The 24,695-nt window shown below is 69.2% G+C and carries 24 protein-coding genes; 7 read left to right on the forward strand and 17 right to left on the reverse strand.

What is annotated here, in order from left to right:
* Window positions 1-6: 6 nt before the first annotated feature.
* The 8 genes from ABFO07_RS16425 to ABFO07_RS16460 form a co-directional block, all read right to left on the reverse strand.
* Window positions 7-1,278, reverse strand: coding sequence for a glutamate-5-semialdehyde dehydrogenase (locus tag ABFO07_RS16425; RefSeq protein WP_347467950.1), 1,272 nt, complete (start codon window positions 1,276-1,278; stop codon window positions 7-9).
* Between the two features lie 134 nt (window positions 1,279-1,412).
* Window positions 1,413-2,516, reverse strand: coding sequence for a DNA polymerase III subunit delta (holA, locus tag ABFO07_RS16430; RefSeq protein WP_059809293.1), 1,104 nt, complete (start codon window positions 2,514-2,516; stop codon window positions 1,413-1,415).
* An 18-nt stretch (window positions 2,517-2,534) separates the two neighbouring features.
* Window positions 2,535-3,086, reverse strand: coding sequence for an LPS assembly lipoprotein LptE (gene lptE / locus ABFO07_RS16435; protein WP_059996460.1), 552 nt, complete (start codon window positions 3,084-3,086; stop codon window positions 2,535-2,537).
* A gap of 39 nt (window positions 3,087-3,125) precedes the next feature.
* Window positions 3,126-5,720: a leucine--tRNA ligase gene (gene leuS, locus ABFO07_RS16440; protein WP_347467952.1), complete on the reverse strand. Its 2,595-nt coding sequence runs from the start codon at window positions 5,718-5,720 to the stop codon at window positions 3,126-3,128.
* Between the two features lie 245 nt (window positions 5,721-5,965).
* Window positions 5,966-6,415, reverse strand: a complete 450-nt coding sequence (locus ABFO07_RS16445; protein ID WP_060027040.1) for an ExbD/TolR family protein — start codon at window positions 6,413-6,415, stop codon at window positions 5,966-5,968.
* A gap of 22 nt (window positions 6,416-6,437) precedes the next feature.
* Complete coding sequence (locus ABFO07_RS16450) at window positions 6,438-7,106, reverse strand: MotA/TolQ/ExbB proton channel family protein (RefSeq protein ID WP_059908894.1); 669 nt, start codon at window positions 7,104-7,106, stop codon at window positions 6,438-6,440.
* Window positions 7,107-7,124: 18 nt separating this feature from the next.
* On the reverse strand, window positions 7,125-7,922 hold the full coding sequence (gene dapB / locus ABFO07_RS16455; protein WP_059809288.1) for a 4-hydroxy-tetrahydrodipicolinate reductase: 798 nt from the start codon (window positions 7,920-7,922) through the stop codon (window positions 7,125-7,127).
* Window positions 7,923-7,984: 62 nt separating this feature from the next.
* A complete protein-coding gene (locus ABFO07_RS16460) occupies window positions 7,985-8,767 on the reverse strand; it encodes an outer membrane protein assembly factor BamE (RefSeq protein WP_059564529.1) in 783 nt (260 codons plus the stop codon).
* 142 nt (window positions 8,768-8,909) lie between these two features.
* Here ABFO07_RS16460 and fur point away from each other — a divergent pair, with 142 nt between their 5' ends.
* A complete protein-coding gene (gene fur / locus ABFO07_RS16465) occupies window positions 8,910-9,338 on the forward strand; it encodes a ferric iron uptake transcriptional regulator (RefSeq protein WP_017333432.1) in 429 nt (142 codons plus the stop codon).
* Window positions 9,339-9,429: 91 nt separating this feature from the next.
* Here the strand turns inward: fur and ABFO07_RS16470 are convergent, their stop codons facing one another.
* The 3 genes from ABFO07_RS16470 to ABFO07_RS16480 form a co-directional block, all read right to left on the reverse strand.
* Window positions 9,430-9,954 carry an ureidoglycolate lyase gene (locus tag ABFO07_RS16470; protein ID WP_059564605.1) on the reverse strand — a complete coding sequence of 175 codons (525 nt, stop codon included), beginning with the start codon at window positions 9,952-9,954 and terminating at the stop codon, window positions 9,430-9,432.
* A gap of 14 nt (window positions 9,955-9,968) precedes the next feature.
* Complete coding sequence (alc, locus tag ABFO07_RS16475) at window positions 9,969-10,976, reverse strand: allantoicase (protein WP_059564530.1); 1,008 nt, start codon at window positions 10,974-10,976, stop codon at window positions 9,969-9,971.
* Between the two features lie 80 nt (window positions 10,977-11,056).
* Window positions 11,057-12,379 (reverse strand): C4-dicarboxylate transporter DctA, encoded by a 1,323-nt coding sequence (locus ABFO07_RS16480; protein WP_059564531.1) that lies wholly within the window; start codon window positions 12,377-12,379, stop codon window positions 11,057-11,059.
* A 213-nt stretch (window positions 12,380-12,592) separates the two neighbouring features.
* On the opposite strand from ABFO07_RS16480, the gene ABFO07_RS16485 reads away from it, so the two are divergent.
* Window positions 12,593-13,315 carry a FadR/GntR family transcriptional regulator gene (locus ABFO07_RS16485; RefSeq protein ID WP_081059829.1) on the forward strand — a complete coding sequence of 241 codons (723 nt, stop codon included), beginning with the start codon at window positions 12,593-12,595 and terminating at the stop codon, window positions 13,313-13,315.
* A gap of 57 nt (window positions 13,316-13,372) precedes the next feature.
* On the opposite strand, the gene cynR is transcribed toward ABFO07_RS16485, so the two are convergent.
* The gene (gene cynR, locus ABFO07_RS16490; protein WP_059564533.1) at window positions 13,373-14,263 is read right to left on the reverse strand and encodes a transcriptional regulator CynR; all 891 of its coding nucleotides are present in this window, start codon (window positions 14,261-14,263) and stop codon (window positions 13,373-13,375) included.
* Between the two features lie 216 nt (window positions 14,264-14,479).
* Between cynR and ABFO07_RS16495 the strand changes: the two genes are divergently transcribed.
* Window positions 14,480-15,679, forward strand: a complete 1,200-nt coding sequence (locus tag ABFO07_RS16495) for an MFS transporter (protein ID WP_060159877.1) — start codon at window positions 14,480-14,482, stop codon at window positions 15,677-15,679.
* An 87-nt stretch (window positions 15,680-15,766) separates the two neighbouring features.
* On the opposite strand, the gene ABFO07_RS16500 is transcribed toward ABFO07_RS16495, so the two are convergent.
* On the reverse strand, window positions 15,767-16,825 hold the full coding sequence (locus ABFO07_RS16500) for an L-idonate 5-dehydrogenase (protein ID WP_347467958.1): 1,059 nt from the start codon (window positions 16,823-16,825) through the stop codon (window positions 15,767-15,769).
* An 11-nt stretch (window positions 16,826-16,836) separates the two neighbouring features.
* Window positions 16,837-17,610, reverse strand: coding sequence for an SDR family NAD(P)-dependent oxidoreductase (locus ABFO07_RS16505; RefSeq protein ID WP_059881637.1), 774 nt, complete (start codon window positions 17,608-17,610; stop codon window positions 16,837-16,839).
* A gap of 144 nt (window positions 17,611-17,754) precedes the next feature.
* Here ABFO07_RS16505 and ABFO07_RS16510 point away from each other — a divergent pair, with 144 nt between their 5' ends.
* Entirely contained in the window at window positions 17,755-18,645 is an 891-nt protein-coding gene (locus ABFO07_RS16510) for a LysR family transcriptional regulator (protein WP_059809272.1), read from the forward strand.
* 86 nt (window positions 18,646-18,731) lie between these two features.
* Here the strand turns inward: ABFO07_RS16510 and gap are convergent, their stop codons facing one another.
* A complete protein-coding gene (gene gap, locus ABFO07_RS16515) occupies window positions 18,732-19,742 on the reverse strand; it encodes a type I glyceraldehyde-3-phosphate dehydrogenase (protein WP_010091320.1) in 1,011 nt (336 codons plus the stop codon).
* A 90-nt stretch (window positions 19,743-19,832) separates the two neighbouring features.
* On the reverse strand, window positions 19,833-21,905 hold the full coding sequence (gene tkt, locus ABFO07_RS16520; protein ID WP_059878796.1) for a transketolase: 2,073 nt from the start codon (window positions 21,903-21,905) through the stop codon (window positions 19,833-19,835).
* A 252-nt stretch (window positions 21,906-22,157) separates the two neighbouring features.
* Between tkt and speE the strand changes: the two genes are divergently transcribed.
* From speE to ABFO07_RS16535, 3 genes are all read left to right on the forward strand, one after another.
* A complete protein-coding gene (gene speE / locus ABFO07_RS16525; protein WP_059878777.1) occupies window positions 22,158-23,015 on the forward strand; it encodes a polyamine aminopropyltransferase in 858 nt (285 codons plus the stop codon).
* A gap of 96 nt (window positions 23,016-23,111) precedes the next feature.
* A complete protein-coding gene (locus ABFO07_RS16530; protein WP_059564608.1) occupies window positions 23,112-23,528 on the forward strand; it encodes a VOC family protein in 417 nt (138 codons plus the stop codon).
* Entirely contained in the window at window positions 23,525-24,292 is a 768-nt protein-coding gene (locus ABFO07_RS16535; RefSeq protein WP_059889690.1) for a 16S rRNA (uracil(1498)-N(3))-methyltransferase, read from the forward strand. The genes ABFO07_RS16530 and ABFO07_RS16535 overlap by 4 nt, the downstream gene beginning before the upstream one ends.
* A gap of 86 nt (window positions 24,293-24,378) precedes the next feature.
* On the opposite strand, the gene ABFO07_RS16540 is transcribed toward ABFO07_RS16535, so the two are convergent.
* Window positions 24,379-24,657 carry a hypothetical protein gene (locus ABFO07_RS16540; RefSeq protein WP_059878771.1) on the reverse strand — a complete coding sequence of 93 codons (279 nt, stop codon included), beginning with the start codon at window positions 24,655-24,657 and terminating at the stop codon, window positions 24,379-24,381.
* Window positions 24,658-24,695 lie beyond the last annotated feature (38 nt).

A 24,695-nucleotide genomic window follows, 5' to 3' on the forward strand; every position in this document is an offset into this window, starting at 1 on the left:
CTCGCGTTACTGACGCCCTTCGCCGTGCCCGAGCACGACGTACTTCAGCGACGTCAGCCCCTCGAGGCCGACCGGGCCGCGCGCATGCAGCTTGTCGTTCGAGATGCCGATCTCCGCGCCGAGGCCGAACTCGAAGCCGTCCGCGAAGCGCGTCGACGCGTTGACCATCACGCTCGCCGAATCGACTTCGCGCAGGAAGCGCATCGCACGGTCGTGATCCTCGGTGACGATCGCGTCGGTGTGATGCGAGCCGTAATGGTTGATGTGCTCGATCGCGGCGTCGAGGCCGTCGACCACCTTGATCGCGAGCACCGGCGCAAGGTACTCGGTGTGCCAGTCTTCCTCGGTCGCCTCGACGAGCGGGCCGACGCCCGCATCGGCGAGCATCGCGCGCGCGGCGGCGTCGACGCGCAGCTCGACCTGCTTGTCGCGATACAGCTTGCCGAGCGGCGGCAGCACCGTGGCCGCGATGCCGCGCGCGACGAGCAGCGTTTCCATCGTATTGCAGGTGCCGTAGCGGTGCGTCTTCGCGTTGTCGCAGACGGTGAGCGCCTTGTCGAGATCCGCGCGATCGTCGACGTACACGTGGCAGATGCCGTCGAGATGCTTGATCATCGGCACGCGGGCCTCGTTGATCAGGCGCTCGATCAGGCTCTTGCCGCCGCGCGGCACGATCACGTCGACGTATTCGGTCATCGTGATCAGCTTGCCGACCGCCGCGCGATCGGCGGTCTCGACGACCTGCACCGCGTCCTGCGGCAGGCCCGCCGCGGCGAGCCCCTCGCCGATCAGCTTCGCGAGCGCGGTATTGGATTCGAGCGCCTCGGAGCCGCCGCGCAGGATCGTCGCGTTGCCGGACTTCAGGCACAGCGCCGCCGCGTCGATCGTCACGTTCGGGCGCGATTCGTAGATGATGCCGATCACGCCGAGCGGCACGCGCATCTGGCCGACCTGGATGCCGCTCGGACGGAACTTGAGATTGCCGATCTCGCCGATCGGATCGGCGAGCGACGCGACCTGGCGCAGGCCTTCGACCATCGTCTTCAGCGCCTTGTCCGACAGCGTCAGGCGATCGATGAACGCCGCATCCAGCCCTTTTTCGCGGGCACGCGCGACGTCGCGCGCGTTGGCGTCCTTCAGCGCCTGCGCATCGCGCTCGATCGCACGGGCGACCGCATCGAGCGCCGCGTTCTTCGCCGCCGTGCTCGCGCGCGCCATCGCGCGGGAAGCCTGCCGGGCGCGGCGGCCCAGGTCCGTCATGTATTGATCGATATCCATCGTGTGACTCGAAAGGCGAGCCGCTGAACGCGGCATGAATTCGTCGGAGCATGCGCGACGCGGCGGCAGCGCCGCCGCGTCGGCCTATCGAAGCATTGTAAGCGGGTTGCGGACGGTGCGCCGAGGCCCGCGGCCTAGCGCCGCACGCGACCCGCGGTCGGCGGTCGCTCACCTTGCGCGCCCTGCGCGCCCGCGACGGTCATCGCGAGCTGGAACAAGCCGTCCCACGGATCGGGCGGCGGCTCGTCCTGCGTGCGCCGGCCCGGCGTCACCGCGGACAGCCCCTTGACCTGGCGGTCGAGCCGCGCGGCGAACGCGAGCGCCTTCTCGAGCACGGCCTCCGACACGCGGCCGAGCGCGGGGCCGATCAGCCGCTCGCGCGGGCCCCAGACGCGGTTCTCGCGCAGCAGCGTCGCGAGCGGCTTGCCGGCCGTCACGCCGCGCTTGATCCGCAGCAGCGTGCGCAATTCCTCGACGACCGCCCACATCACGAGCACGATCGCCTCGCCCTCGCCCTTCAGGCCGTCGATCATCCGCGAGAGCCGCGCGGCGTCGCCGGCGAGCATCGCTTCGTTCAGCTTGAAAACGTCGTAGCGCGCGACATTCAGCACCGCGTCGTGCACCTGCTCGAACGTCAGCGCGCCCTGCGGATACAGCAGGCCGAGCTTCTGGATCTCCTGGTGCGCGGCGAGCAGGTTGCCCTCGACGCGCTCCGCGATGAACTGCAGCGCGCGCCGGCCATCCTCGCCGGCGGCGATGCGCTGGCCCTGCATCGAGAGCCGCTGGCCGATCCAGTTCGGCAGTTGCGCGCGATCGACCGGATCGATCTTCAGCGCGACGCCGCCGTTCACGAGCGCCGTGAACCACGCGGACTTCTGCGTCGCCGCATCGAGACGCGGCAGCGTGACGAGCATCAGCGCGTCCGGGTTGGGCGTCGCGGCGAGCGCCTTCAGCGCGTCGGCGCCTTCCTTGCCCGGCTTGCCGGACGGAATCCGCAGCTCGATCAGCTGGCGCTCGCCGAACAGCGACATCGCCTGCGTCGCACCGAGCAGCACGCTCCAGTCGAAGCCGCGCTCGACCGTATGCACCGACCGTTCGGTGAAGCCGGCCGCGCGCGCGGCGGCGCGGATCCGGTCGCACGCCTCCTGCGCGAGCAGCGGCTCGTCGCCGAATACGGTGTAGAGTCCGGCCAGCCCCTTCGCGAGGTGCGGCTCCAGCGCGTCAAGTCGCAGTTGCATCGGTTCGTCGCCCGCGGTTTACAGCGGCGGCGGCGGCAGCGGCGCGCGCGGCGCAACGCCCGGCACCACGTCTTCCGGCGCCGGATTCAGCGAATGCACGATCGCGAGACGCCGCATCAGCTGGTCGACCGCGTCCCGCTGCATGTCGGCGTAGATGATTTCGGCTTCCTGCGCCTTCGCGTTCGTGAACTGATCGCTATACGTCATCGCGCGGTTCAGCGCGATCACGCTCGGCGGGATCAGCACGGTGCCGTCCTTGTTCGTCAGCGTATAGCTCATCGAATAATTGAGCGCGTACTCTGCGACCGAGCCGTACTTGTTGAGCGTCAGCGTGCCCTGGCCGCGCGATTCCGACATGCGCAGCACCGCGTCCGCGTCGTCCGCCAACTTGACGACCTTCGTGTCGCTGCCGGCCTCGACGAGGCGCGTGAGCCGCGCCGCCACGAACGGCGGCGCGCCGACGATCAGCAGGTGCTTGAACGCGTAGTCCTGCTGGCCACGCAACTGGAAACCGCATGCCGACAGCGCGACCGCGCTGCCGACGAGCATCAAAAACGATCTGCGGATCACCTTCGCTCCTTCTGTGTGCGTCCGTGAGGCGCGCGGCCGTCAGACGACGATGTTCACGAGACGGCCCGGCACGACGACGATCTTCTTCGCCGGCTTGCCCTCGCCGAACTTCGCGAACATCTCGTCGGCCAGCGCCGCGGCTTCGATCGCGTCGCGGCTCGCGTCCTTCGCGACCTTCAGCGCGCCGCGCACCTTGCCGTTGATCTGCAGCACGAGCTCGATCTCGGCCTGCTCGAGCGCCGCCTCGTCGACTTTCGGCCACGGCGCGTCGAGCAGCGGGCCGAATTCGTCCGCGTAGCCGAGCGCCTTCCACAGCTCGAACGTGACGTGCGGCACGACCGGGTACAGCACGCGCAGCAGCACGCCGTACGTTTCGCGCAGCACGGCGGGCGTCGCGCCCTTCGCGCCGTCGATCGCGTTCAGCATCTTCATCGCGGCCGACACGACCGTGTTGTACTGCAGGCGCTGGTAGTCGAAATCGGCCTGCTTCAGCACGCTGTAGATCTCGCGGCGCAGCGCCTTGTCGGCATCGCCGAGCGCGGCCGCGTCGAACGCCGCGCGCTCCGCGAGCGCCGCGCGGTTCGCGGCGCCGAAGCTCCACACGCGGCGCAGGAAGCGGCTCGCGCCCTCGACGCCCGCGCCCGACCACTCGAGCTGCTGCTCGGGCGGCGCGGCGAACATCGTGAACAGGCGCGCGGTGTCCGCGCCGTACTGGTCGATCAGCACCTGCGGATCGACGCCGTTGTTCTTCGACTTCGACATCTTCTCGATGCCGCCGAGCACGACCGGCTGGCCGTCGGCGTTCAGCGTCGCGCCGACCGGGCGGCCCTTGTCGTCGAACGCGACGGTCACGTCGGCCGGGTTGTACCAGGTCTTCTTGCCCGATGCGTCCTCGCGGTAGAACGTCTCGTTCAGCACCATGCCCTGCGTCAGCAGGTTCTTCGCCGGCTCGCCGAATTTCACGAGGCCGAGATCGCGCATCACCTTGGTCCAGAAGCGCGAGTACAGCAGGTGCAGGATCGCGTGCTCGATGCCGCCGATGTACTGGTCCATCGGCATCCAGTAATCGGTGCGCGCGTCGACCATGGTCTCGGCGTCCGGCGCCGTGTAGCGCGAGAAGTACCACGACGAATCGACGAAGGTGTCCATCGTGTCGGTTTCGCGCTTCGCGGCCGCGCCGCACTTCGGGCACGCGCAGTTCAGGAATGCTTCCGACTTCGCGAGCGGGTTGCCCGAGCCGTCCGGCACGAGGTCTTCCGGCAGCACGACCGGCAGGTCCTGCTCCGGCACCGGCACGTCGCCGCACGACGGGCAGTGGATGATCGGGATCGGCGTGCCCCAGTAGCGCTGGCGCGACACGCCCCAGTCGCGCAGGCGCCACGTGACCTGCTTGTCGCCGAAGCCGCCGGCCTTCAGGTCGGCCGCGATCGCGTCGACCGCCGCGCCGTATGCGAGGCCGTCGTACTTGCCGCTGTTGATGCAGGTCGCGACGTCCTTGTCGCCGTACCACTCCTGCCATGCGTCGAGCGAGTACGCCTGGCCTTCGGCCGCGATCACCTGCTTGATCGGCAGGTCGTATTTCTTCGCGAACGCGAAGTCGCGCTCGTCGTGCGCCGGCACGCCCATCACCGCGCCTTCGCCATAGCTCATCAGCACGTAGTTGCCGATCCACACCTCGACCGGCTCGCCCGTCAGCGGATGCTTGACCGTGAAGCCGGTCGCGACGCCCTTCTTCTCCATCGTCGCCATGTCGACTTCGGCGACGCCGCCGCGCTTGCATTCGTCGATGAACGCCTGCAGTTCCGGCCTGCCCTGCGCGAGACGCGTCGCGAGCGGGTGCTCGGCCGCGATCGCGCAGAACGTCACGCCCATGATCGTGTCGGCGCGCGTCGTGAACACGCGCAGCAGCTTCTGCTCGCCGTCGAGTTCGTACGGGAAGCCGAAGTTCACGCCGAAGCTCTTGCCGATCCAGTTCTGCTGCATGATCTTCACGCGCTCGGGCCAGCCGAGGCCGTCGAGGTCGTTCAGCAGCTCATCCGCGTACTGCGTGATGCGCAGGTAGTACATCGGGATCTCGCGCTTCTCTACGAGCGCGCCCGAGCGCCAGCCGCGGCCGTCGATCACCTGCTCGTTCGCGAGCACGGTCTGGTCGACCGGATCCCAGTTCACGGTGCCCGTCTTCTTGTACGCGATGCCCTTCTCGAGCATCTTCAGGAACAGCCACTGGTTCCACTTGTAGTAGTCGGGCTTGCAGGTCGCGATCTCGCGCGACCAGTCGATCGCGAGGCCCATCGACTGCATCTGGCCCTTCATGTAGTCGATGTTGTCGTAGGTCCACTTCGCGGGCGGCACGCCGTTCGCCATCGCGGCGTTCTCGGCCGGCATCCCGAACGCGTCCCAGCCCATCGGCATCAGCGTGTTGTAGCCGTTCATCCGCAGATAGCGGTACATCACGTCGTTGATCGTGTAGTTGCGCACGTGACCCATGTGCAGCTTGCCGGACGGGTAAGGCAGCATCGACACGCAGTAGAACTTCGGCTTCTGCGTGTCTTCCTTCGTCTTGTAAGCATCGGCTGCGCGCCAGTCGCGCTGGGCGGCGGCTTCGACGTCGGCGGGTACGTATCTCTCGTGCATGGTGTGGTTCGGACTAGGCTTTAAGCGGCGCGCCGCGACAGCTCGCGCGCGGGAGTGGATCGAAAGTCGTGCTCGCCCGGCGGAGGAGCAGGCTCGCGGCTGGCGGGCCTGCCCGCGGTGTTCCGGATATTTCCCCGGTCACCCCGCGCAGGGCCGGGTGACCGGGGAAATATCCGCCGACGGGGAAAAACGTCGATTATACCGTCCGCGCCGGCTCGCACGGCCCGTCTCGCGGGCGGACCCGCTCAGCGGTTCGCGGGCGTGGCGGAGCCGGCCGGCTGCGCCGGCAGGTCGGTCACGAAACCGATCCGCGCGAGGCCCGCGGCCTGCGCGGCGCCCATCACCTGCGCGATCACGTCGTAGCGCGTCCCACGGGACGCGCGCAGCCGCAGCTCGGGCGGCTCGCCGCCTGCCGCGGCGGCCCGGAAGCGCGCCGGCAGCACGTCGAGCGCGACCGGCGCATTGTCCCAGTAGAGCCTGCCCGCATCGTCGATCGACAGCGTGATGCTCCGCGGCGTGTCGCGCGCGGCCTGGGCCGCGACCTTCGGCAGGTCGAGCCGGATCGCGTGCGTCATCAGCGGCGCGGTGATGATGAAGATGACGAGCAGCACGAGCATCACGTCGATCAGCGGCGTCATGTTGATCTCCGCCATCGGCGCGGACGTCTTGTGGTGCTCCAGCCCGCCGAATGCCATGGTCGCTCCTTCCGAACGCGCGTCAGCCGCCGCTCGCGCACACGAACACGTGCAGGTCGCGCGCGAAGCCGTCGAGTTCCTCGGCGAGCTGGCGCACGAGCCGCCCGAGGATGTTGTACGCGAGCACGGCCGGAATCGCGACCACGAGCCCGAACGCGGTCATGATCAGCGCCTCGCCGACCGGCCCCGCGACGCTCTCGATCTGCGCCTGGCCGCTCGCGGCGATGCTGCCGAGCGCGTGATAGATGCCCCAGACGGTGCCGAGCAGCCCGACGAACGGCGCGGTGCTGCCGATCGACGCGAGCAGCACCTGGCCGAACTCGAGCCGCCGCTGCGAGCGCAGCATCGCATGGCGCAGCGCGCGCAGCACCCGCTCGCTGCGTTCGACGCGCGCGGCCAGCGCGGCCGGATCGTGGTCGTCGGCCGCGTCGCGCGCGGCTTCCGCGAGCGGCACGAACACGCGCTCGCGATCGGCGCCCGCGAGCGCCGCGATGCCCGCGTCGAGCGACGGCGCGCGCCAGAACGCGGCGAGCGCGCGCGGCCCCTGCCGCTTCGCGCGGACCAGCAGCCAGGCTTTCATGACGAGGAAACACCAGCTGGCGACGGACATCGCCAGCAGGACATAGGCGACGGCGTGCGTGAGCGCATCGCCGCTTTCGAGGTAATGGAGAACGCCGGTGGGAGTCGCCATCGGAGTTTCCGGCGCGCGTCAGCGCAGGCCGAGCACGTCCTGCATCTCGAACAGGCCGGCGCCGCGCTCCGACAGGAAGCGCACCGCGCGCAGCGCGCCCTGTGCATACGACACGCGGCTCGACGACTTGTGGGTGATCTCGATGCGCTCGCCGACGCCCGCGAACAGCACGGTGTGGTCGCCGACGATGTCGCCGCCGCGGATCGCCGAGAAGCCGATGGTCGACGGATCGCGCTCGCCCGTCACGCCGTGGCGGCCGTAGACCGCGCAGTCGTCGAGCGAACGCCCGAGCGCGCCGGCGACCGCTTCGCCCATCATCAGCGCGGTGCCCGACGGCGCATCGACCTTGTGGCGGTGATGGGCCTCGATGATCTCGATGTCGTAGCCGTGCGAGAAGTGCTTCGCGGCGAATTCGAGCAGCTTCAGCGTGACGTTCACGCCGACGCTCATGTTCGCCGAGAACACGATGCCGATCTTCGCGGCGGCCGCGTGCAGCGTGGCCTTCTGCTCGTCGGTGAAGCCGGTCGTGCCGATCACGAGCTTCACGTCGTGGCGCAGCGCGGCCTCGACGTGGGCGATCGTGCCTTCCGGGCGCGTGAAATCGATCAGGTAGTCGGCCTGCGCGAACACGGCGTCAAGATCGTCGGTCAGCGTGACGCCGGTTTGCTTGCCGAGGAACGCGCCCGCGTCCTGGCCGAGAAACGGCGAGCCGGCGCGGTCGAGCGCGCCGACGAGCTGCGCGTCGGAATCGTTGAGAACGGCTTCGATCAGCATCCGGCCCATACGGCCCGACGCCCCGGCAATCGCAATCTTCATGGCTTTCTACACGAAAGGGTCAAGAACGGGCGGCGCATGCCGCCCCGTTTCGCGCGCCGCGCTTACTGCGCCGGCGCGGTGATCGGCTGGTTCCGCAGCGTGTCCGAGCCCTGCGGGCCGACCGGCGGCGCGGCCTCGTTCGGCACGTTCGGCTGCGGCGGGCGATGGAACTGGAACTGCGGCTGGATCGCCGGGTTCGCGCCCGGCGGCTGCCCGCCCGGCACCGGTGCACCGCTCGACGCCTGCGCGGACGGCGTGAAACGGCGCGCGGTCGTGCCCTGCCCCGACACCTGGCTGGTCGCGCGGTTGGCCGCGCGCGCGGCCTGCGCGTTCGCGTCCTGGTCGACGATCGCCGCTTCCGGCACCGCGGCAGCGGCCGGTGCGCTCGTCGCCGGCACGGCGCTCGCGCTGCTCGCGGCGGCAGCGGTTGCCGCCGGCTTCGCCTTCTTGCCGCGCTTGTCGCCGTCGATGTCGGCCAGCAGGTCGAGTTCGGACGGCAGGTTGTCGGCGCCCGTCCAGCTCGAGAGGCGGTCGCCCGAGAACGTCAGCACGAGGTCGCGCTGCTGGACGACGGCCGTCGAGCCGCGCTTGAAGTAGAACAGGTAATCCCAGCGATCGGCGTGGAACATGTCCGACAGCAGCGGCGTGCCGAGCAGCGCGCGAACCTGGTCGCGGGTCATGCCGACCTGCAGCTGCGAGGCCTTCTCCTGCGACACGAAGTTGCCTTGCACGACCGTGATCCGGTAGGGCGTGATGCTCTGCGCGATGCGCTGCGTCACGCTGTCGTACGACGAACAACCAGCCAGCGCGGCAACGGCGACGGCAGCGATGATGGCACTCCGCATGCGGCTCCTCTGAAAGTGCAAAAGAGATGTTGGAATCATTTCCCTCACCGTGCTGGCCCGCGTCGCAGGCCGCGCGTGTATCTGGAACGGCGAAAAGCCGGTAACATTGAAGCCCTGCATTGTACTCTAGGGATGCCTAGCCATGACCAATCCGACGGATCTCAAAAATATCGGGCTGAAGGCCACCCTACCGCGCCTCAAGATTCTCGAGATCTTCCAGCAGAGCCCGGTCCGCCACCTGACGGCCGAAGACGTCTACCGCAACCTGCTCAACGAGCAGCTCGACATCGGGCTCGCGACGGTTTACCGGGTGCTGACGCAGTTCGAGCAGGCCGGCCTGCTCACGCGCAGCAACTTCGAATCCGGCAAGGCCGTGTTCGAGCTGAACGAAGGTTCGCACCACGACCACCTCGTCTGCCTCGACTGCGGCCGGGTCGAGGAATTCTTCGACGCGGAGATCGAGAGCCGCCAGCAGTCGATCGCGAAGGAGCGCGGCTTCAGGCTCCAGGAACACTCGCTCGCGCTGTACGGCAACTGCACGACCGAAAACTGCCCGCACCGCAAGCACTGATTCGCGCGCACGCGCACGCAAAACGGCCCGACCGGCATCTCGCCGGCCGGGCCGTCGTGTTTCGGGGCGCCGCCCGGCGCGCGGCCGCGCGTCAGGCCACGCTCGCGCAGGCCGGCTCGAGTTCGAGCCGCCAGGTGCCGTCGAGCGGGATTTCATCGCAGTTCGGCTGCGTGCCGCCGCGGTCGACGACGACGAAATCGCTCACCGCATCCAGCGCGAGCAGCGGATGGTGCCAGACGCCCTTCGCGTAGTTCACGCCCTGCCAGCCGTCGGCCAGGAACGCGCGCATCGCGTCCGGCCGGAACTCGCCGGCCGGCGCGACGACGATCGCGTAGCGCGACACCGCCGCGAGCGGCACGAACGCCTGGCTGCCGTGCGGATGGCGCTCCATCATCGTGATCGCGACCGGCAGCGTGCGCGGCTGCGCGCGGAACACGCTGACGAGCGGGCGCCCGCCGTCCTCGCACACGTCGATCGTCGCGAGGTCGTGGAAGCGCTCGGTCGTGCCGCCGTTGATCGGGAAATGCCGGGCGCCCTCGAGCGCGATCACGTCGCCGAACGGCGCGAACGCGTCGCGGGTCAGGCGCTCGACGCGCAAGGTGCGAAGCTGGGTCATGTCCGCCTCCCGCGTCAGGCCGGTTCGCCCCACAGACGCAGGCGCGACACGCCGCCGTCCGGGAAGATGTTGAAGCGCACGTGCGACACCGGGCCGAGCGCCGCAAGCTGGTCGAACGTGTGGACGTGATCCATCGACAGCTTCTGCTCGCCGAGCAGTTCGGGCCAGAACATCGCCTGCGTGACCAGCGAATCGTCGGTGCCGCCCGCGACATACGCGGCCTGCAGCGAGCAGCGATCCGGGAAGTTGCCCTTGAAGAACGCGGTGTCGACCTCGACGCGGCGGATCACGCCGGGCCGCGCGAGCGCGACGATCGCCCAGTCGTTGCCCGGCTCGCGGCGGCGGCGGGTTTCCCAGCCGTCGCCCATGTTCACGCCGCGCCCCGGCATCAGCATCTGCGACGCCGCGCCGAAGTGCTGGTTGTTCGCGGCGACCAGGCAGCCGCCGTTCTCGAGCGCCGCGAGATCGACCAGCTCGCCCGCCGGCGCCCGGCTCCAGTCGCGCTGCGGCTGGCCGTACACGCGCAGCCGCGCGAGCCCGCCGTCCGGATACAGGTTCACGCGCAGGTGCGTGTACGGCAGCGGATCGGTCACGTCGACATAGTGGTGGCTGTTGCCCTGCAGCGTGGTCGCGGGCACGATCGTGCGCCATTCCGCGTTGTCGGGCGGCGTCTCGCCGTCGGCGATGCACGCGTCGATCGACGCGGCCGGCGGGAAGTTGCCAGTGAAGTGGCTGGTATCGAGGTCGACGCCGTGGATCACCCCCGGGCGCGCGAGCCGCAGCACGCAGAAATCGTGGCCGGTGGTGCGCTTGCGGCGCGTCTCCCAGCCGTCCATCCACTTGCCGTGGTCGTCGTACTTGCCGGGGATGAACACCGCCGGCTCGGGGTTCAGCATGCGCTCCTTCGGCGCGAAGAACTCGTCGCTCGCGTAGAGCGCCTTGGCGCCGACGCGCGGATCGGCGAGGTTCATGAAGCGCCGCGTGAAGGCCGGCGCGTTCGGGTCGAGGATGGGGGCTGCCATGTCGTCTCCGGAATATTGACTGTGACGCCGGCGCGTCGAGGCGCCGGCGCAATGTTGCGAATGAGGATCGAACCGCGCGCTCAGATCGCGTGCGCCTGGTCGCCTGCGACCGGCGCGCCCGCCTCCTCCTCGTCGGCCGGCACGTAGCGCAGCTCGCGATTGAGCACACGCGTCGCACGCGCCCGGTCGATGTCGTTCTCCCACACCGCGACGACGACGGTCGCGACGCAGTTGCCGATCAGGTTGGTCAGCGCGCGGGCGATGCCGACGAACCAGTCGACCGGCAGGATCAGCACGAGGCCGAGGACGGGAATCGCCGGAATCGCCGACAGCGTCGCCGCGAGGATCACGATCGCCGAGCCGGGAATCCCGTGCGCGCCCTTCGACGTGACGAGCGACACCAGCAGCACGACGATCAGGTCATGCGTCGACAGCGGCGTGTTGGTGGCCTGCGCGATGAACAGCACGGCGAGCGTCAGGTAGATCGAGAAGCCGTCGAGGTTGAACGAGTAGCCGGTCGGGATCACGAGGCCGACGGTCGAATCCTTCACGCCCATGTATTCGAGCTTGCGCATCACCTGCGGCAGCACCGCGTCCGACGACGCCGTGCCAAGCACGATCGACAGCTCCTCGCGCAGGTAGCGGATCAGCTTGAACACCGAGAAGCCGGCGAGCCGCATCACCGCGCCGAGCACGACCGTGACGAACACGATGCAGCTCAGGTAGAACACCGCGACCAGATAGCCGAGCTGCTTGAGCGACGCGACGCCGTATTTGCCGGTCGTGAACGCGATCGCGCCGAGCACGCCGAGCGGCGCGAGCTTGATGATGAAGCCGATCACGCGGAAGAACACGTGCGACAGCTCCTCGATCAGCGAGTTGACGCGCTTCGCCTTGTCGCCGAGCAGCGACAGCGCCGAGCCGAACAGCACGGCGAACACGAGGATCTGCAGGATGTCGCCCTTCGCGAACGCGTCGATCGCGGTGTCGGGGATGATCTTCATCAGGTAGCCGGCCGTGTCCTTCAGGCCCTCGGCATTCTTCGCGTACGTCGCGAGCGACGCCGCGTCGAGCGAATGCAGGTCGATGTTCATGCCGACGCCGGGGCGCGTGAGCCACGCGAGCACGAGCCCGATGCCGAGCGCGAGCGTGGTCATGATCTCGAAGTAGACGACGGCCTTCAGGCCGACCCGGCCGACCTTCTTCAGGTCGCCCGCATTGGCCATCCCGCTGACCACGACGCAGAACACGATCGGGCCGATGACCATCTTGATGAGCTTCAGGAAACCATCGCCGAGCGGCCTGAGCGACTCGGCGAAATGCGGGAAGAACGCGCCTAGCGCGACCCCGAGGATCAATGCGACGACTACCCGGCCAAACAGCGAATTGAGGAATTTCGACACGGCGCTCTCCCGAACCAACGGTTGCAGTTTCGTCTGTTCATACTGGTAAGACCAGTGATGTTATGGTGGATAGTAGGAAGCCGATATAGTCGCGTCAAGAAAGAACAAAATAGGGATTTCCCGGTCCTTCGGGCCCTGTTCGGCAGGGCCGAACACCGGCCGGATCGTGACTTTCCCGTAGGCCGGCGATGCACCCTGCACGTGCGGATTACAATGCCGGTCAGACCGGCCATCATTCGCATCATGAAAAACGTTCCGCACACCGTGACCGACGCCGCCATCGCGACGATCCGCGACCGGATCGAGACAGGCGTTTATCCGGTCGGCAGCCTGCTGCCGGCCCAGCGCCAGCTCTCCGAGGAGCTGGAGATCAGCCGCGCGTCGCTGCGCGAGGCGCTGTCGACGCTCGAGGCGCTCGGCATGCTGCGCATCCGCGCGGGCAAGGGCGTCTACGTCGAAAGCGCGCAGGCGACGGCCAGCCACGCGTGGCGTTTCGCCGAGCAGTCGTCGCCGCCCGACACCTACCAGATGCGCTACGCGCTCGAGGGGTTCGCCGCGCGGATGGCCGCGCGCGTCGTCACCGACGACGACATCGCGTGGTTCGAGGACAACCTCGCCGAGCTGCACGTCGCGCTGACCGAGAACGCGCTCGACGACGCGTCGCAGCTCGACTTCGAGTTCCACATGCGGATCGTCAACGTGGCCGGCAATGCCGCGATCGAGTCGATCCTGCGCAGCAGCGCCGACATCATGAAGGAAAGCCAGCGGATGCCGTTCTACCGGCGCGAGCTGCTGTTCTCGACCTGGCACGAGCACCGCGCGATCGTCGACGCGCTGATCGCGCGCGACCCGGCCGCCGCCGGCGCGGCGATCGAGGCGCACATCTCGAACGCCGCGCAGCGCGCGGGCGTGTTCTTCCCGACGCCGGGCGCCTGACGGCCGGCGCACGCGGCAGTCGCCGCAACCGGCACATTCGCCGCCCGGTCGTACCGGTCAATCTCCCGACGGATCGCGATACGCGAGCGCGCGCTCGATGAACGCGCGCGCCGCGACGCTGCGGTACGCGCCCTTGCGCGTGAGCAGCGCGGCCGTGCGCGTCGGCAGCGGCGGATCGATCTCCAGCGCGCACAGCTCGCCGCTCTCGCGCGCGATCGCGTCGGGCAGCACCGTCGCGAGCCGGCCGCGCCGGACCAGTTCCAGCACCGCGCTGACCGTGTTCGTCTCGATCGCGATCCGCGGCCGTGCGTCATGCTCGATGAAATACCGGTCGATGCTCTCGCGCGTCGCGAACGCGCGGCTCAACAGCACCAGCGGCTCGCCGCCGAGCTCGGCCGGCGTCAGCGCGCGGCGGCGCCGCGCGAGGCGGTGCGTGCGGCCCGTCACGAGCGCGAGCGACTCGTTCCACAGCGGCAGCGCGTCGATGTCCGGCGCGCGCGCCGGCACGAACGCGAAGCCCGCGTCGAGCGCGTCGTCGGCGAGCAGCGCCTCGATGCGCTCCTGCGGCATCGCGTCGATCGTCAGCGCGATGTTCGGATAGTCGGCATGAAACGCGTCGACGAGCGAGCCGCTCAGGTAGGCCGCGAACGTCGGCGTCATCGCGAGCCGCAGCGAACCGCTGCCCAGATCGGCGACGTCGTGCAGCGCGCGCTGCCCCGTCTCGAGTTCATGCAGCGCCGCGCGCGCATGGCGCGCATAGACCTCGCCGAATTCGGTGAGCCGCACCGTGCGGCCCGAGCGGTCGAACAGCTGCACGCCGAGCATGTCCTCGAGCTGGCGCACCTGCTGCGACAGCGTCGGCTGCGACACGTGCAGCGCGTCCGCCGCGCGCGTGAAGTTGCGCTGCTCGGCGACGGCCAGGAAATAGCGGATATGGCGGAGAAGCATCGCGGTTCAGGTATTGGATTGACCAATGAATACCATAATGAGCCAGTCTTGGACGCTATGGTTCGGCTCCCGCATCATACGCACGTCCACTCCGGCGCGGCACGCCTGTCGCCGCACCGGCCCGGTCACCGACCGTCGCCGCCGGCCCCGATTCCCTCAACCCCGCGCAACCGGCGGCCCGACGCCGCCGGCCGGCGCCGCTTGTCCTTCGCGACCATGACACCGCACCACGACACCCACCCTCCCCTGACCCGCGCGATGACGCTGCTGTTCGCCTGCGCATGCGGCATCGTCATCGGCAACATCTACTACGCGCAGCCGCTGCTCGCCGCGATCGCGCGCAGCTTCGGCCGCGCGCCGGCCGAACTCGGCTACCTCGTCACGCTGACGCAGCTCGGCTATGCGGCGAGCCTGCTGCTGATCGTGCCGCTCGGCGACGCGCTCAACCGCCACACGCTGATCGTGCGGCTGCTCGTGCTCAACGTCGTCGCGCTCGTCGCCGTCGCGTTCAGCACGAACTTCGCGATGTTCGTCGCCGCGAATGTCGCGCTGGGCTTCGTCACCTGCTCGACGCAGCTGCTGGTGCCGTTCGCCGCGTCGCTCGCCGACGCGCGCACGCGCGGCCGCGCGGTCGGCACGGTGATGAGCGGGCTGCTGCTCGGGATCCTGCTCGCGCGCGTCGCGGCCGGCGCGCTCGCCGACTGGCTCGGCTGGCGCGCGGTGTACGGCATCGCCGCGGCGATGGTGCTGGCGCTGGCCGCCGTGCTCGCCGTGAAGCTGCCGAAGGATCGCCGCGATGCGCGCCTCGACTACGCGGCGCTGATGAAGTCGCTCGTCGCGCTGGTGCGCGCGCAGCCGCTGATTGCACTGCGCTCCGCGTACGGCGCGCTGGTGTTCGCGTGCTTCAGCTTGTTGTGGACGGGCCTTACGTTCCTGCTCAGCCAGCCGCCGTACGGCTATACGGAAGGCCGGATCGGCCTGTTCGGCATCGTCGGCGCGGTGGGCGCGCTCGCGGCAACCTCGGCCGGGCGGCTCGTCGACCGCGGGCACGGCAATGCGGCGACGGGGCTGTTCGGCGCCGCGGTGCTCGCGTCGTTCGCGCTGATCGCGGCCGGCGCGCACTCGCTCGCGGCGCTGATTGCCGGGATCCTGCTGCTCGACGTCGGCGTGCAAGGGATGCACATCTCGAACCAGAGTGTGATCTACGCGCTGGCCGGCGACGCGCGCAGCCGTGTGACGACGATCTACCTGACGAGCTATTTCGTCGGCGGCGCACTCGGTTCGTTCGCGGCGAGCGTTGCGTTCAGCGTCGACGGATGGCGCGGCGTCTGCACCGCGGGGGCGGTGCTGGCGGGCGTGCTGATCGCGCTCTGGCTTGCGTCGCAGCGTATCGGCGCCAGGCAGGCGGCGCAGTAGCGCGACGCCCGCCGGCACGGCGCACCCTGTCGCGCAATCGTGCGGAACCGGACGGGGCGGCCCGGCCACCCGCCCGCCCCGCCGGCGTCACGCGGCGTCGTCCGCGAAATCGATCAGCACCTTCATCGCGCGCCGCCGGTCGCCCGCGAGTTCGAACGCGCGGCTCGCGTCGCGCATCGGGAACACCCCGGTCACGGCCGGCCGCAGGTCGACGCGCCCTGCATTGATCAGTTCCACGGCCAGCGCGAACTCCGCATGGAAGCGGAACGAGCCGCAGATCGACAGTTCCTTCGCCACGACGACGTTCTGCGGCAGGCTCACGTCGCCGCCGAGCCCGAGCTGCACGACCACGCCGCGCGGGCGCATCACGTCGAGCCCGTCGCGCAATGCCTGCGCATTGCCCGAGCATTCGATCATCACGTCGAACGTGCCCTTGTCCGCGCCGTAGCGCGCCACCCATTCCGTATCGGTCGCCGCGTTGATCGTGCGATCGGCGCCGAGCGCGCGCGCAATCGCGAGCGGCTCGTCGACCACATCGGTCGCGACCACTTCCGCCGCGCCATGCGCGCGGGCGGCCGCCACCGCGAGCGCGCCGATCGGCCCGCAACCGGACACGAGCACGCGGCGGCCGATCAGCGGGCCGGCGCGCGACACCGCGTGCAGCCCCACCGCGAACGGCTCCGCGAGCGCGGCGAGCGACAGCGGCACGGGGTCCGCGACCTTCACGCACTGGCGCGCATCGCACACCAGCGCATTGCGGAACGCGCCCTGCACGTGCGGCATCCGCATCGCGCTGCCGTAGAAGCGCATGTCGAGGCAATGGTTCGGCAGGCCCTCGAGGCAATAGCGGCACGCGCCGCACGGCCGGCTCGGGTTGACGGCGACGCGGTCGCCGATCTGCACCGACGTCACGTCCGGCGCGACCGCGGCAACCGTGCCGGCCACCTCGTGGCCGAGCACCATCGGCTGCTGCAGGCGCACCGCGCCGAAGCCGCCGTGCCGGAAGTAGTGCAGGTCGGACCCGCAGATGCCGCCCATCGCGACGTCGACCCGCACCTGGCCCGGGCCGATCTCGCCCGCATCCTGCTCCTCGAGCCGCAGGTCGTTCGGCCCATGGATCACGAGACACATGCAACGCATACGCATCTGAATGCTCCTTAGACGGCGCTCGTCAAACCGCCGTCGACGAACAGCGTCTGGCCGTTCACGAAATCGGACGCCGCCGACGCGAGAAAGATCGCCGCGCCGCACAGCTCGTCGACGCGCCCCCAGCGGCCGGCCGGCGTGCGCTTGCACAGCCAGTCGGAAAACGCCGGATCGTCGACCAGCGCGCGGTTCAGCTCGGTTTCGAAATAGCCGGGCGCGAGGCCGTTGGCCTGGATGCCGTGGCGCGCCCAATCCGCGCACATGCCCTTCGTCAGCATCCGCACCGCGCCCTTGGTGGCCGCATACGGCGCGATCGACGGCCGCGCGAGCTCGCTCTGCACCGAGCAAATATTGATGATCTTGCCGCGCCCGCGCGCGATCATGTGGCGCGCGACCGCCTGCGCGACATTGAACACGCCGTCGAGGTTCACGCGCATCAGCGCATGCCAGTCGTCGGGGTCGAACGCGTCGAGCGGCGCGCGGCGCTGGATGCCCGCATTGTTCACGAGGATGTCGATCGCGCCAACCCGCGCCTCGACGTCGTCGATCGCCGCGCGCACCTGGCCGTGGTCGGTCACGTCGAACACCGCGTGGTCGGCCGCGAAGCCTTCGTCGCGAAAGTGCCGCGCGAGCGCAGCGGCCTTGTCGTCATTGCGATCGTTGATGACGATCGCCGCCCCCGCTTCGGCCAGGCCTCGGGCGAGCGTCAGCCCGATCCCGCGCCCCGATCCGGTGATCAGCGCGCGGCGGCCGTCGAGGCGGAACCGGTCAAGCGCGTTCGTCATGTCTGTCTCCTCGTGCCGGTCGAGCCGGCCGCCCATCGCGGACGGTCTCGCGTCGATCCTATCTTCGGCGCTCGGCGGGGCCTCGCGCCAATGGTCTTTTTTGATGTGGTTATCATGGAATCTGATCACCGGATTCCGCCGCCCATGGAACTCAAGCAACTGCGCGCCTTCGTCACCCTCGCGGAAGAACTGCACTTCGGGCGCGCCGCGCAGCGCCTGTTCATCGTGCAGCCCGCGCTGAGCATGCAGATCAAGTCGCTCGAGGCAGAACTCGACGCGCGGCTGTTCGAACGCGACCGGCACAAGGTCGAATTGAGCGACACCGGGCGGGTGTTCCTGCCGGAGGCGCGTGCCACGCTGCAGCAGGCCGCGCGGGCCGAGCAGATCGCGCGGCTGTCGAGCCGCGGCGAGATCGGCACGCTGCGCCTCGCGTTCGTGTCGTCGGTGCTGCCGGTGCTGCTGCCGGCGGTCCTGCGCGAGATGCGCGCGCGTTACCCGCTGATCACGGTCGAACTGAAGGACATGCCGACGCCCGACCAGGTCGCGGCGCTGCGCGAGCGCCGCATCGACTTCGGGATGATCCGGCTGCCGGCCGCGTATGCGGGCATCGACACGCGGGTGGTGCTCGAGGAGGGCTTCGTCGTCGCGCTGCCGCCCGGGCATCCGCTCGCCGCGCGCGACGCGATCTCGCCGGCCGACCTGCGCGGCCATCCGGCATTCGTGCTGGCGCGCCGCTATGCGCCGGGCTTCCACGACGACATGCTGCTCGCGCTGAGCCGCGCCGGCACGACGCTCGAGATCGCGCAGGAGTTCGGCGAATTCACGACGATGCTCGCGCTCGTCGCGGCGGGAATGGGGATCGGGCTGATCCCGGCGGAAGCGGCGAGCGCGCTGCCGCCGAACGTGCTCGCGCGGCCGCTCGATCTCGCCGGGCACCGCAGCGGCATCGGCCTCGCATGGACCGATCTCGACAGCCCGCTCAAGCGCGCGTTCGTCGACGCGGTCGAGCAGGTGGCCGCGCAATCGCGGCAATGATCGCGGCAATAAAAAACCCGGCCGGAAGAACCGGACCGGGTTGGTTCGCCGCGCGCCGCCTTGCGGCGGCCGCGCAACGTGCGGGATTACTTCGCGTTCGCGAATGCGACTGCCGTATCCAGCATGCGGTTCGAGAAGCCCCACTCGTTGTCGTACCAGCTCGACACCTTGACGAGACGGCCCGACACCTTGGTCAGCGTTGCGTCGAACGTCGACGAAGCCGGGTTGTGGTTGAAGTCGATCGACACCAGCGGCGCGTCGTTGTAGCCGAGGATGCCCTTCAGCGCGCCTTCCGACGCTTCCTTCATGATCGCGTTGACTTCCTCGACCGTCGTATCGCGCTTCGCGATGAACGACAGGTCGACGATCGACACGTTGATGGTCGGAACGCGAATCGCGTAGCCGTCCAGCTTGCCGTTCAGTTCCGGCAGCACGAGGCCAACCGCCGAAGCCGCGCCCGTCTTGGTCGGGATCTGGCTGTGCGTGGCCGAGCGCGCACGGCGCAGGTCTTCGTGGTAGACGTCCGTCAGCACCTGGTCGTTCGTGTACGCGTGGATCGTCGTCATCAGGCCGGTTTCGAGGCCGATCTTGTCGTTCAGCGGCTTGACGAGCGGCGCGAGGCAGTTCGTCGTGCACGATGCGTTCGAGATGACCGTGTGCTCGGCCTTCAGCACGTTGTGGTTCACGCCGTAGACGATCGTCGCGTCGACGTCCTTGCCGCCCGGCGCCGAGATGATGACCTTCTTCGCGCCGCCCTTCAGGTGCGCGCTCGCCTTTTCCTTGGTCGTGAAGAAGCCCGTGCATTCCATCACGACGTCAACGCCCAGTTCGCCCCACGGCAGTTCCGCCGGGTTGCGGTTCGCCAGCACGCGGATCTTGTCGCCGTTGACGACCAGGTAGTCGCCGTCGACCGACACTTCGCCCGGGAACTTGCCGTGCGCGGTGTCGTACTGGGTCAGGTGCGCGTTGGTCTTCGCATCGCCCAGGTCGTTGATCGCGACGATCTCGAGATCGTGCTTCTTGCCGTTTTCATAGAACGCGCGCAGCGTATTGCGGCCGATGCGGCCGTAGCCGTTGATTGCGACGCGGATCGTCATGGTCTATCTCCTGATGGCTGAAAAAATTCGTTTCGTGCAGCTTCACGGTGCGGCGCGCGCGTGGGGACGCGCGCGCCGCGAATAAGCCTTTTAGGCCAGCACGGCCTTGGCCGTCTCGACGACCTTGTCGACGGTGAAGCCGAAGTGCTTGAACAGCACGCCGGCCGGCGCCGATTCGCCGAACGTGTCGATCCCGACCACGCCGCCTTCCAGGCCGACGTACTTGTGCCAGAAGCTCGTCACGCCCGCTTCGATCGCAACGCGGCGCACGCCGTGCGGCAGCACGCGCTCGCGATACTCGGCGTCCTGGCGGTCGAACACGGTGGTCGCCGGCATCGACACGACGCGCGCCGCGATGCCCTGCTGTGCGAGCGGCTCGACGGCCTTCATCGCGAGTTCGACTTCCGAGCCCGTCGCGATCAGGATGATCTTGCGCGCGACGATTTCCTCGTCCCAGTCCTTCAGCACGTAGCCGCCCTTCTCGATGTTCGCGATCTGCGAATCGGTGCGCGGGTTGAACGCGAGGTTCTGGCGGCTGAAGATCAGGCTCGACGGACGATCCGCGGCGACGGCGTGGGTCCACGCGACGGCCGTTTCGACCGTGTCGGCCGGACGCCACACGTCGTGGTTCGGGATCAGGCGCAGGCTCGACACGTGCTCGATCGACTGGTGCGTCGGGCCGTCCTCGCCGAGGCCGATCGAGTCGTGCGTGAACACGAAGATCGACGGCACCTTCATCAGCGCGGCGACGCGCAGCGCGTTGCGGCTGTAGTCGGAGAACGTCAGGAACGTGCCGCCGAACGGCTTGTGGCCGCCGTGCAGCGCGAGGCCGTTGATCGCGGCGCTCATGCCGAATTCGCGCACGCCGTAGTTGATGTGGTTGCCCAGCTTGACGCCCGGGCCTTCCGGATTCGCGCGGACGGCCTTCGATGCCTTCCAGTTGGTCAGGTTCGAGCCGGTCAGGTCGGCCGAGCCGCCGAGCAGCTCCGGCAGCGCGGCGGCCAGCCCTTCGATCGCCTGCTGCGACGCCTTGCGGGTCGCCACCGTCTCGGCGCGCTCGTTCGCGCCGGCGATGATCGCCTTCGCCTTCTCCGCCCAGTCGGCAGGCAGCTTGTTGGCCATCCGGCGCTCGAATTCGGCCGCTTCCGCCGGGAACTTCGCACGATATTGCGCGAACGTCGCATCCCATTCGGTTTCGGCACGCTTGCCGGCTTCCTTCGCGTCCCACGCCGCATAGACTTCCTGCGGAATCACGAACGGCGCCCAGGTCCAGCCGAGCGCCTCGCGCGTCTTCGCGATTTCTTCCGCGCCGAGCGCGGCGCCGTGCACGTCGTGGCCACCCGCCTTGGTCGCCGCGCCCTGGCCGATCACGGTCTTGCAGCAGATGATCGTCGGCTTGTCCGACAGCTTCGCCTTCGCGATCGCCGCATCGACCGCGTCGACGTCATGGCCGTTCACGTTCGGGATCACGTTCCAGCCGTACGCCTCGAAACGCTTCGGGGTGTCGTCGTGGAACCAGTTGACTACGTCGCCGTCGATCGAGATGCCGTTGTCGTCGTACAGCGCGATCAGCTTGTTCAGCTTCAGCGTGCCGGCCAGCGAGCAGGCCTCGTGCGAGATGCCTTCCATCAGGCAGCCGTCGCCGAGGAACACGTACGTATGGTGATCGACGATCTTCGCGCCGTCGCGGTTGAACTCGGCGGCCATCAGCGCTTCGCCGAGCGCCATGCCGACCGCGTTCGCGAGACCCTGGCCGAGCGGGCCCGTCGTCGTCTCGACGCCCGGCGTGATGCCGTACTCCGGGTGGCCCGGCGTCTTCGAGTGCAACTGGCGGAAGTTCTTCAGCTCTTCCATCGGCAGGTCGTAGCCGGTCAGGTGCAGCAGCGCGTACAGCAGCATCGAGCCATGGCCGTTCGACAGCACGAAGCGGTCACGGTCCGACCAGTGCGGGTTTGCCGGGTTGTGCTTCAGGTGGCGCGACCAGAGCGCGACGCCGATTTCGGCCATGCCCATCGGCATGCCGGGGTGGCCGGAGTTCGCTTGCTGGACGGCGTCCATCGCGAGCGCGCGGATCGCGTTGGCCATCAGGGTGGTGGAGGCGGGAGACGAAGTCGTCATGTCGAGTCCGGAGATCGAGTCGAGAAAACGGGGCACGTGCGGTATCCGGAAGCTCGCGGGCCGGCCGCTCCCGGCGCGCAGTGCGGCGCCAGACGGAGGCGAGGCTGATGGAGCCGACGGACAGGGCAGCAAAGCCTGTCATTTTAACAGAATGGCTGACATTTCCCTTCCCGGCGGCCGGTGTTCGGGCCCGGATTTCCGTCAAGCTTCTCGCCGCCCTTGCGCCGTCCTTCCGCCATGCATTTCCCGCCCTCTATAATTCAGGAGTTGGCACTCCCCGCCCCGCGCGGCCTTCCTGTGAGCACGACGCTTCTGTTCCACCCGACGCCCGATTCCGCCTACGGTTTTCCGCATGCGCGGCGGCTCGCGCACGTCGCGTCCCCGCACCAGCAGATCGAGGTGTGGGAAACGCCGCAGCTCGGCCGCCTGTTCACGCTCGACGGCCGGCCGATGACGTCCGTCGGCGACGAGTACATCTATCACGAGTGCATGACCCACCCGGCCGCGCTCACGCACCCGGCGCCGCGCAAGGCGCTCGTGCTCGGCGGCGGCGACGGCGGCGCCGCGCGCCAGCTGCTCAAGCATGCGTGCATCGAGCGGATCGTCGTCGCGGAGCTCGACGACGAAGTCGTCGGCATGGCGCGCCGCTATCTCGACGACGTGCACCAGGGCGCGCTCGACGATCCGCGCGTCGAGGTCGTGATCGGCGACGCCGCGCATTTCGTCCGGTCGACCGTCGAGCATTTCGATCTCGTCGTGTTCGACCTCACGCCGCCGGATTCGCCGGCCGCCGGCCTCTATACGCGCGACTTCTATACGCATCTGAAGCGGATCCTGACGCCGTGCGGCGCGATCACGATGCATCTCGGCTCGCCGGTGTTCCATGCGTCGCGCATCGCCGCGCTGCTCGCCGACCTGCGCGCGAGCTTCGCGGTCGTCGATCCGTTGTCCGCGCACGTACCGCTGTACGGCTCCCAGTGGCTGATGGCGATCGCGAGCGACACGCTCGACGCCGCGTCGCTGTTCATGCACGACGTCGAGGAACGCCTCGCCAGCCGCGGCATCGAAGGGTTGCGCTACTACGATGCGCGGCTGCACCCGGCGCTGTTCGCGCTGCCGCGCACGCTGCGCGATACACTGGGCGTTCGCCGCTGACCGTTCGCGCCGTCGCGGCATGTCGCTTTTCCCCCGCACTTGCATCCGATCGGCGTCCGCGCGCCAAGCGCCGGCCGCGATCGACAGGAGATATTCATGACCGATCCACGTCCGGCCGACGTGCCTTGGTTGACGCCTTACCTGGCCGTGCGCAACGCACGCGAGACGATCGATTTCTTCAAGGCCGCCTTCGGCTTCGAACTGCGCGACATGCTCGACGAGGACGGCGCGATCATGCACGTCGAGATGGTCTATCGCGGCCAGCTGATCGTGATGTTCGCGCCGGAAGGCGCGTTCGGCTCGACCGCGCGCACGCCGAAGAGCGCGGGCGCGACCGCGCCGCAGTCGTTCTACCTGTACGTGGACGATGTCGACGCAACCTGGCAGCGCGCGCTCGATGCCGGCGCGAAATCGCTGACGGCGCCGCAGAACCAGTTCTGGGGCGATCGCTTCGCGCAGATCGAGGATCTCGACGGTTACCGCTGGGCGCTCGCGCGCCGTCTCGAAGCATGAGCGAAGCCACGACCACCGCGGCCGTGCCGCGCTTCTTCGTCGACGCGGCGCTGCGCGCCGACGCGATGCTCACGCTGCCCGCCGATGTCGCGCGCCATGCGCAGGTGCTGCGGCTGCAGCCGGGCGACACGCTCGCGCTGTTCGACGGCACGGGCGGCCAGTACCGCGCGCGGCTGGTCGAGATCGACAAGCGCAACGCGATCGCGCAGCTCGGCGCGTTCGAGCCGACCGAAGCGGAGCCGCCTTATCGCGTGACGCTCGCGCAGGGCATCGCCGGCGGCGACAAGATGGACTGGGTGATCGAGAAGGCCGTCGAGCTCGGCGTCGCGGCGGTCGTGCCGCTGTCGACGTCGCGCGGCGTCGTGCGGCTGGCGGGCGAACGCGCGGAGAAGCGCGTCGCGCACTGGCGCGGCGTCGTGCGCGCGTCGTGCGAACAGTGCGGGCGCAACCGCGTGCCGGAGGTTGCGCCGGTGCGCGGCTTCGACGCGTGGCTCGACGCGCTGCCGGCCGCGCCGGCCGACGGCGAGCTGCGGCTGCTGCTGTCGCCGCGCGCGAGCATCCCGTTCGCGTCGCTGCCCGATGCGCCGCCCGCGGCGAACGTCACGCTGCTGATCGGCCCGGAAGGCGGGCTGTCGCCCGACGAGGAGAACGCGGCGCGCGCGCGCGGGTTCACCGCGCTGTCGCTCGGGCCGCGCGTGCTGCGCACGGAGACGGCCGGCGCGGCGGTGCTGGCGGCGCTGGCGGCGCGCTGGGGCGGGTGGTGATATGCGAGCAGGCTGACAAGCAAAGCACCTGCCGACGATCATCTGTTGAGCGCGAGTGGGTTTTGCGGACGGCGCAGGCTCCCGACTCACGGGCGGAATGTCGCCGCGTTCATCGGCTCGATGTCGATCACGGAGGACGTCTCGCATGCCGCGGCCAGCGCAGGCGACGCGTGTATCGCATCGGCCGCATACTGGGCGGGCGTCGCGCGCATGTGCAGCTCGGCGAGCAGGCGTGCGAGCGCGCCATCCTCGTGCGGCGCGACCTCGACGCCGGCCGGTACAGTTGCGGCATCGCTCGCGAACGCGCAGCCGCTCCCCGCAAGCGCAGCCGCGAACACGAGCGAAGCCCGTCTGAAGCGGATCATCGTGTGCCCCGCCCATTCGATCGTCGAGCCCGCCGCGC

The organism is Burkholderia stagnalis, assembly GCF_039848545.1.
Classification (GTDB): Bacteria; Pseudomonadota; Gammaproteobacteria; order Burkholderiales; family Burkholderiaceae; genus Burkholderia; species Burkholderia stagnalis.

Bases quoted from the DNA above. Each gene is read 5' to 3' on its own strand.
- ABFO07_RS16425 (WP_347467950.1), bottom strand. From the start codon at position 1,278: ATGGATATCGATCAATACATGACGGACCTGGGCCGCCGCGCCCGGCAG.
- holA (WP_059809293.1), bottom strand. From the start codon at position 2,516: ATGCAACTGCGACTTGACGCGCTGGAGCCGCACCTCGCGAAGGGGCTG.
- leuS (WP_347467952.1), bottom strand. From the start codon at position 5,720: ATGCACGAGAGATACGTACCCGCCGACGTCGAAGCCGCCGCCCAGCGC.
- ABFO07_RS16445 (WP_060027040.1), bottom strand. From the start codon at position 6,415: ATGGCATTCGGCGGGCTGGAGCACCACAAGACGTCCGCGCCGATGGCG.
- ABFO07_RS16450 (WP_059908894.1), bottom strand. From the start codon at position 7,106: ATGGCGACTCCCACCGGCGTTCTCCATTACCTCGAAAGCGGCGATGCG.
- dapB (WP_059809288.1), bottom strand. From the start codon at position 7,922: ATGAAGATTGCGATTGCCGGGGCGTCGGGCCGTATGGGCCGGATGCTG.
- ABFO07_RS16460 (WP_059564529.1), bottom strand. From the start codon at position 8,767: ATGCGGAGTGCCATCATCGCTGCCGTCGCCGTTGCCGCGCTGGCTGGT.
- fur (WP_017333432.1), top strand. From the start codon at position 8,910: ATGACCAATCCGACGGATCTCAAAAATATCGGGCTGAAGGCCACCCTA.
- ABFO07_RS16470 (WP_059564605.1), bottom strand. From the start codon at position 9,954: ATGACCCAGCTTCGCACCTTGCGCGTCGAGCGCCTGACCCGCGACGCG.
- alc (WP_059564530.1), bottom strand. From the start codon at position 10,976: ATGGCAGCCCCCATCCTCGACCCGAACGCGCCGGCCTTCACGCGGCGC.
- ABFO07_RS16485 (WP_081059829.1), top strand. From the start codon at position 12,593: ATGCCGGTCAGACCGGCCATCATTCGCATCATGAAAAACGTTCCGCAC.
- cynR (WP_059564533.1), bottom strand. From the start codon at position 14,263: ATGCTTCTCCGCCATATCCGCTATTTCCTGGCCGTCGCCGAGCAGCGC.
- ABFO07_RS16495 (WP_060159877.1), top strand. From the start codon at position 14,480: ATGACACCGCACCACGACACCCACCCTCCCCTGACCCGCGCGATGACG.
- ABFO07_RS16500 (WP_347467958.1), bottom strand. From the start codon at position 16,825: ATGCGTATGCGTTGCATGTGTCTCGTGATCCATGGGCCGAACGACCTG.
- ABFO07_RS16505 (WP_059881637.1), bottom strand. From the start codon at position 17,610: ATGACGAACGCGCTTGACCGGTTCCGCCTCGACGGCCGCCGCGCGCTG.
- ABFO07_RS16510 (WP_059809272.1), top strand. From the start codon at position 17,755: ATGGAACTCAAGCAACTGCGCGCCTTCGTCACCCTCGCGGAAGAACTG.
- gap (WP_010091320.1), bottom strand. From the start codon at position 19,742: ATGACGATCCGCGTCGCAATCAACGGCTACGGCCGCATCGGCCGCAAT.
- ABFO07_RS16530 (WP_059564608.1), top strand. From the start codon at position 23,112: ATGACCGATCCACGTCCGGCCGACGTGCCTTGGTTGACGCCTTACCTG.
- ABFO07_RS16535 (WP_059889690.1), top strand. From the start codon at position 23,525: ATGAGCGAAGCCACGACCACCGCGGCCGTGCCGCGCTTCTTCGTCGAC.
- ABFO07_RS16540 (WP_059878771.1), bottom strand. From the start codon at position 24,657: ATGATCCGCTTCAGACGGGCTTCGCTCGTGTTCGCGGCTGCGCTTGCG.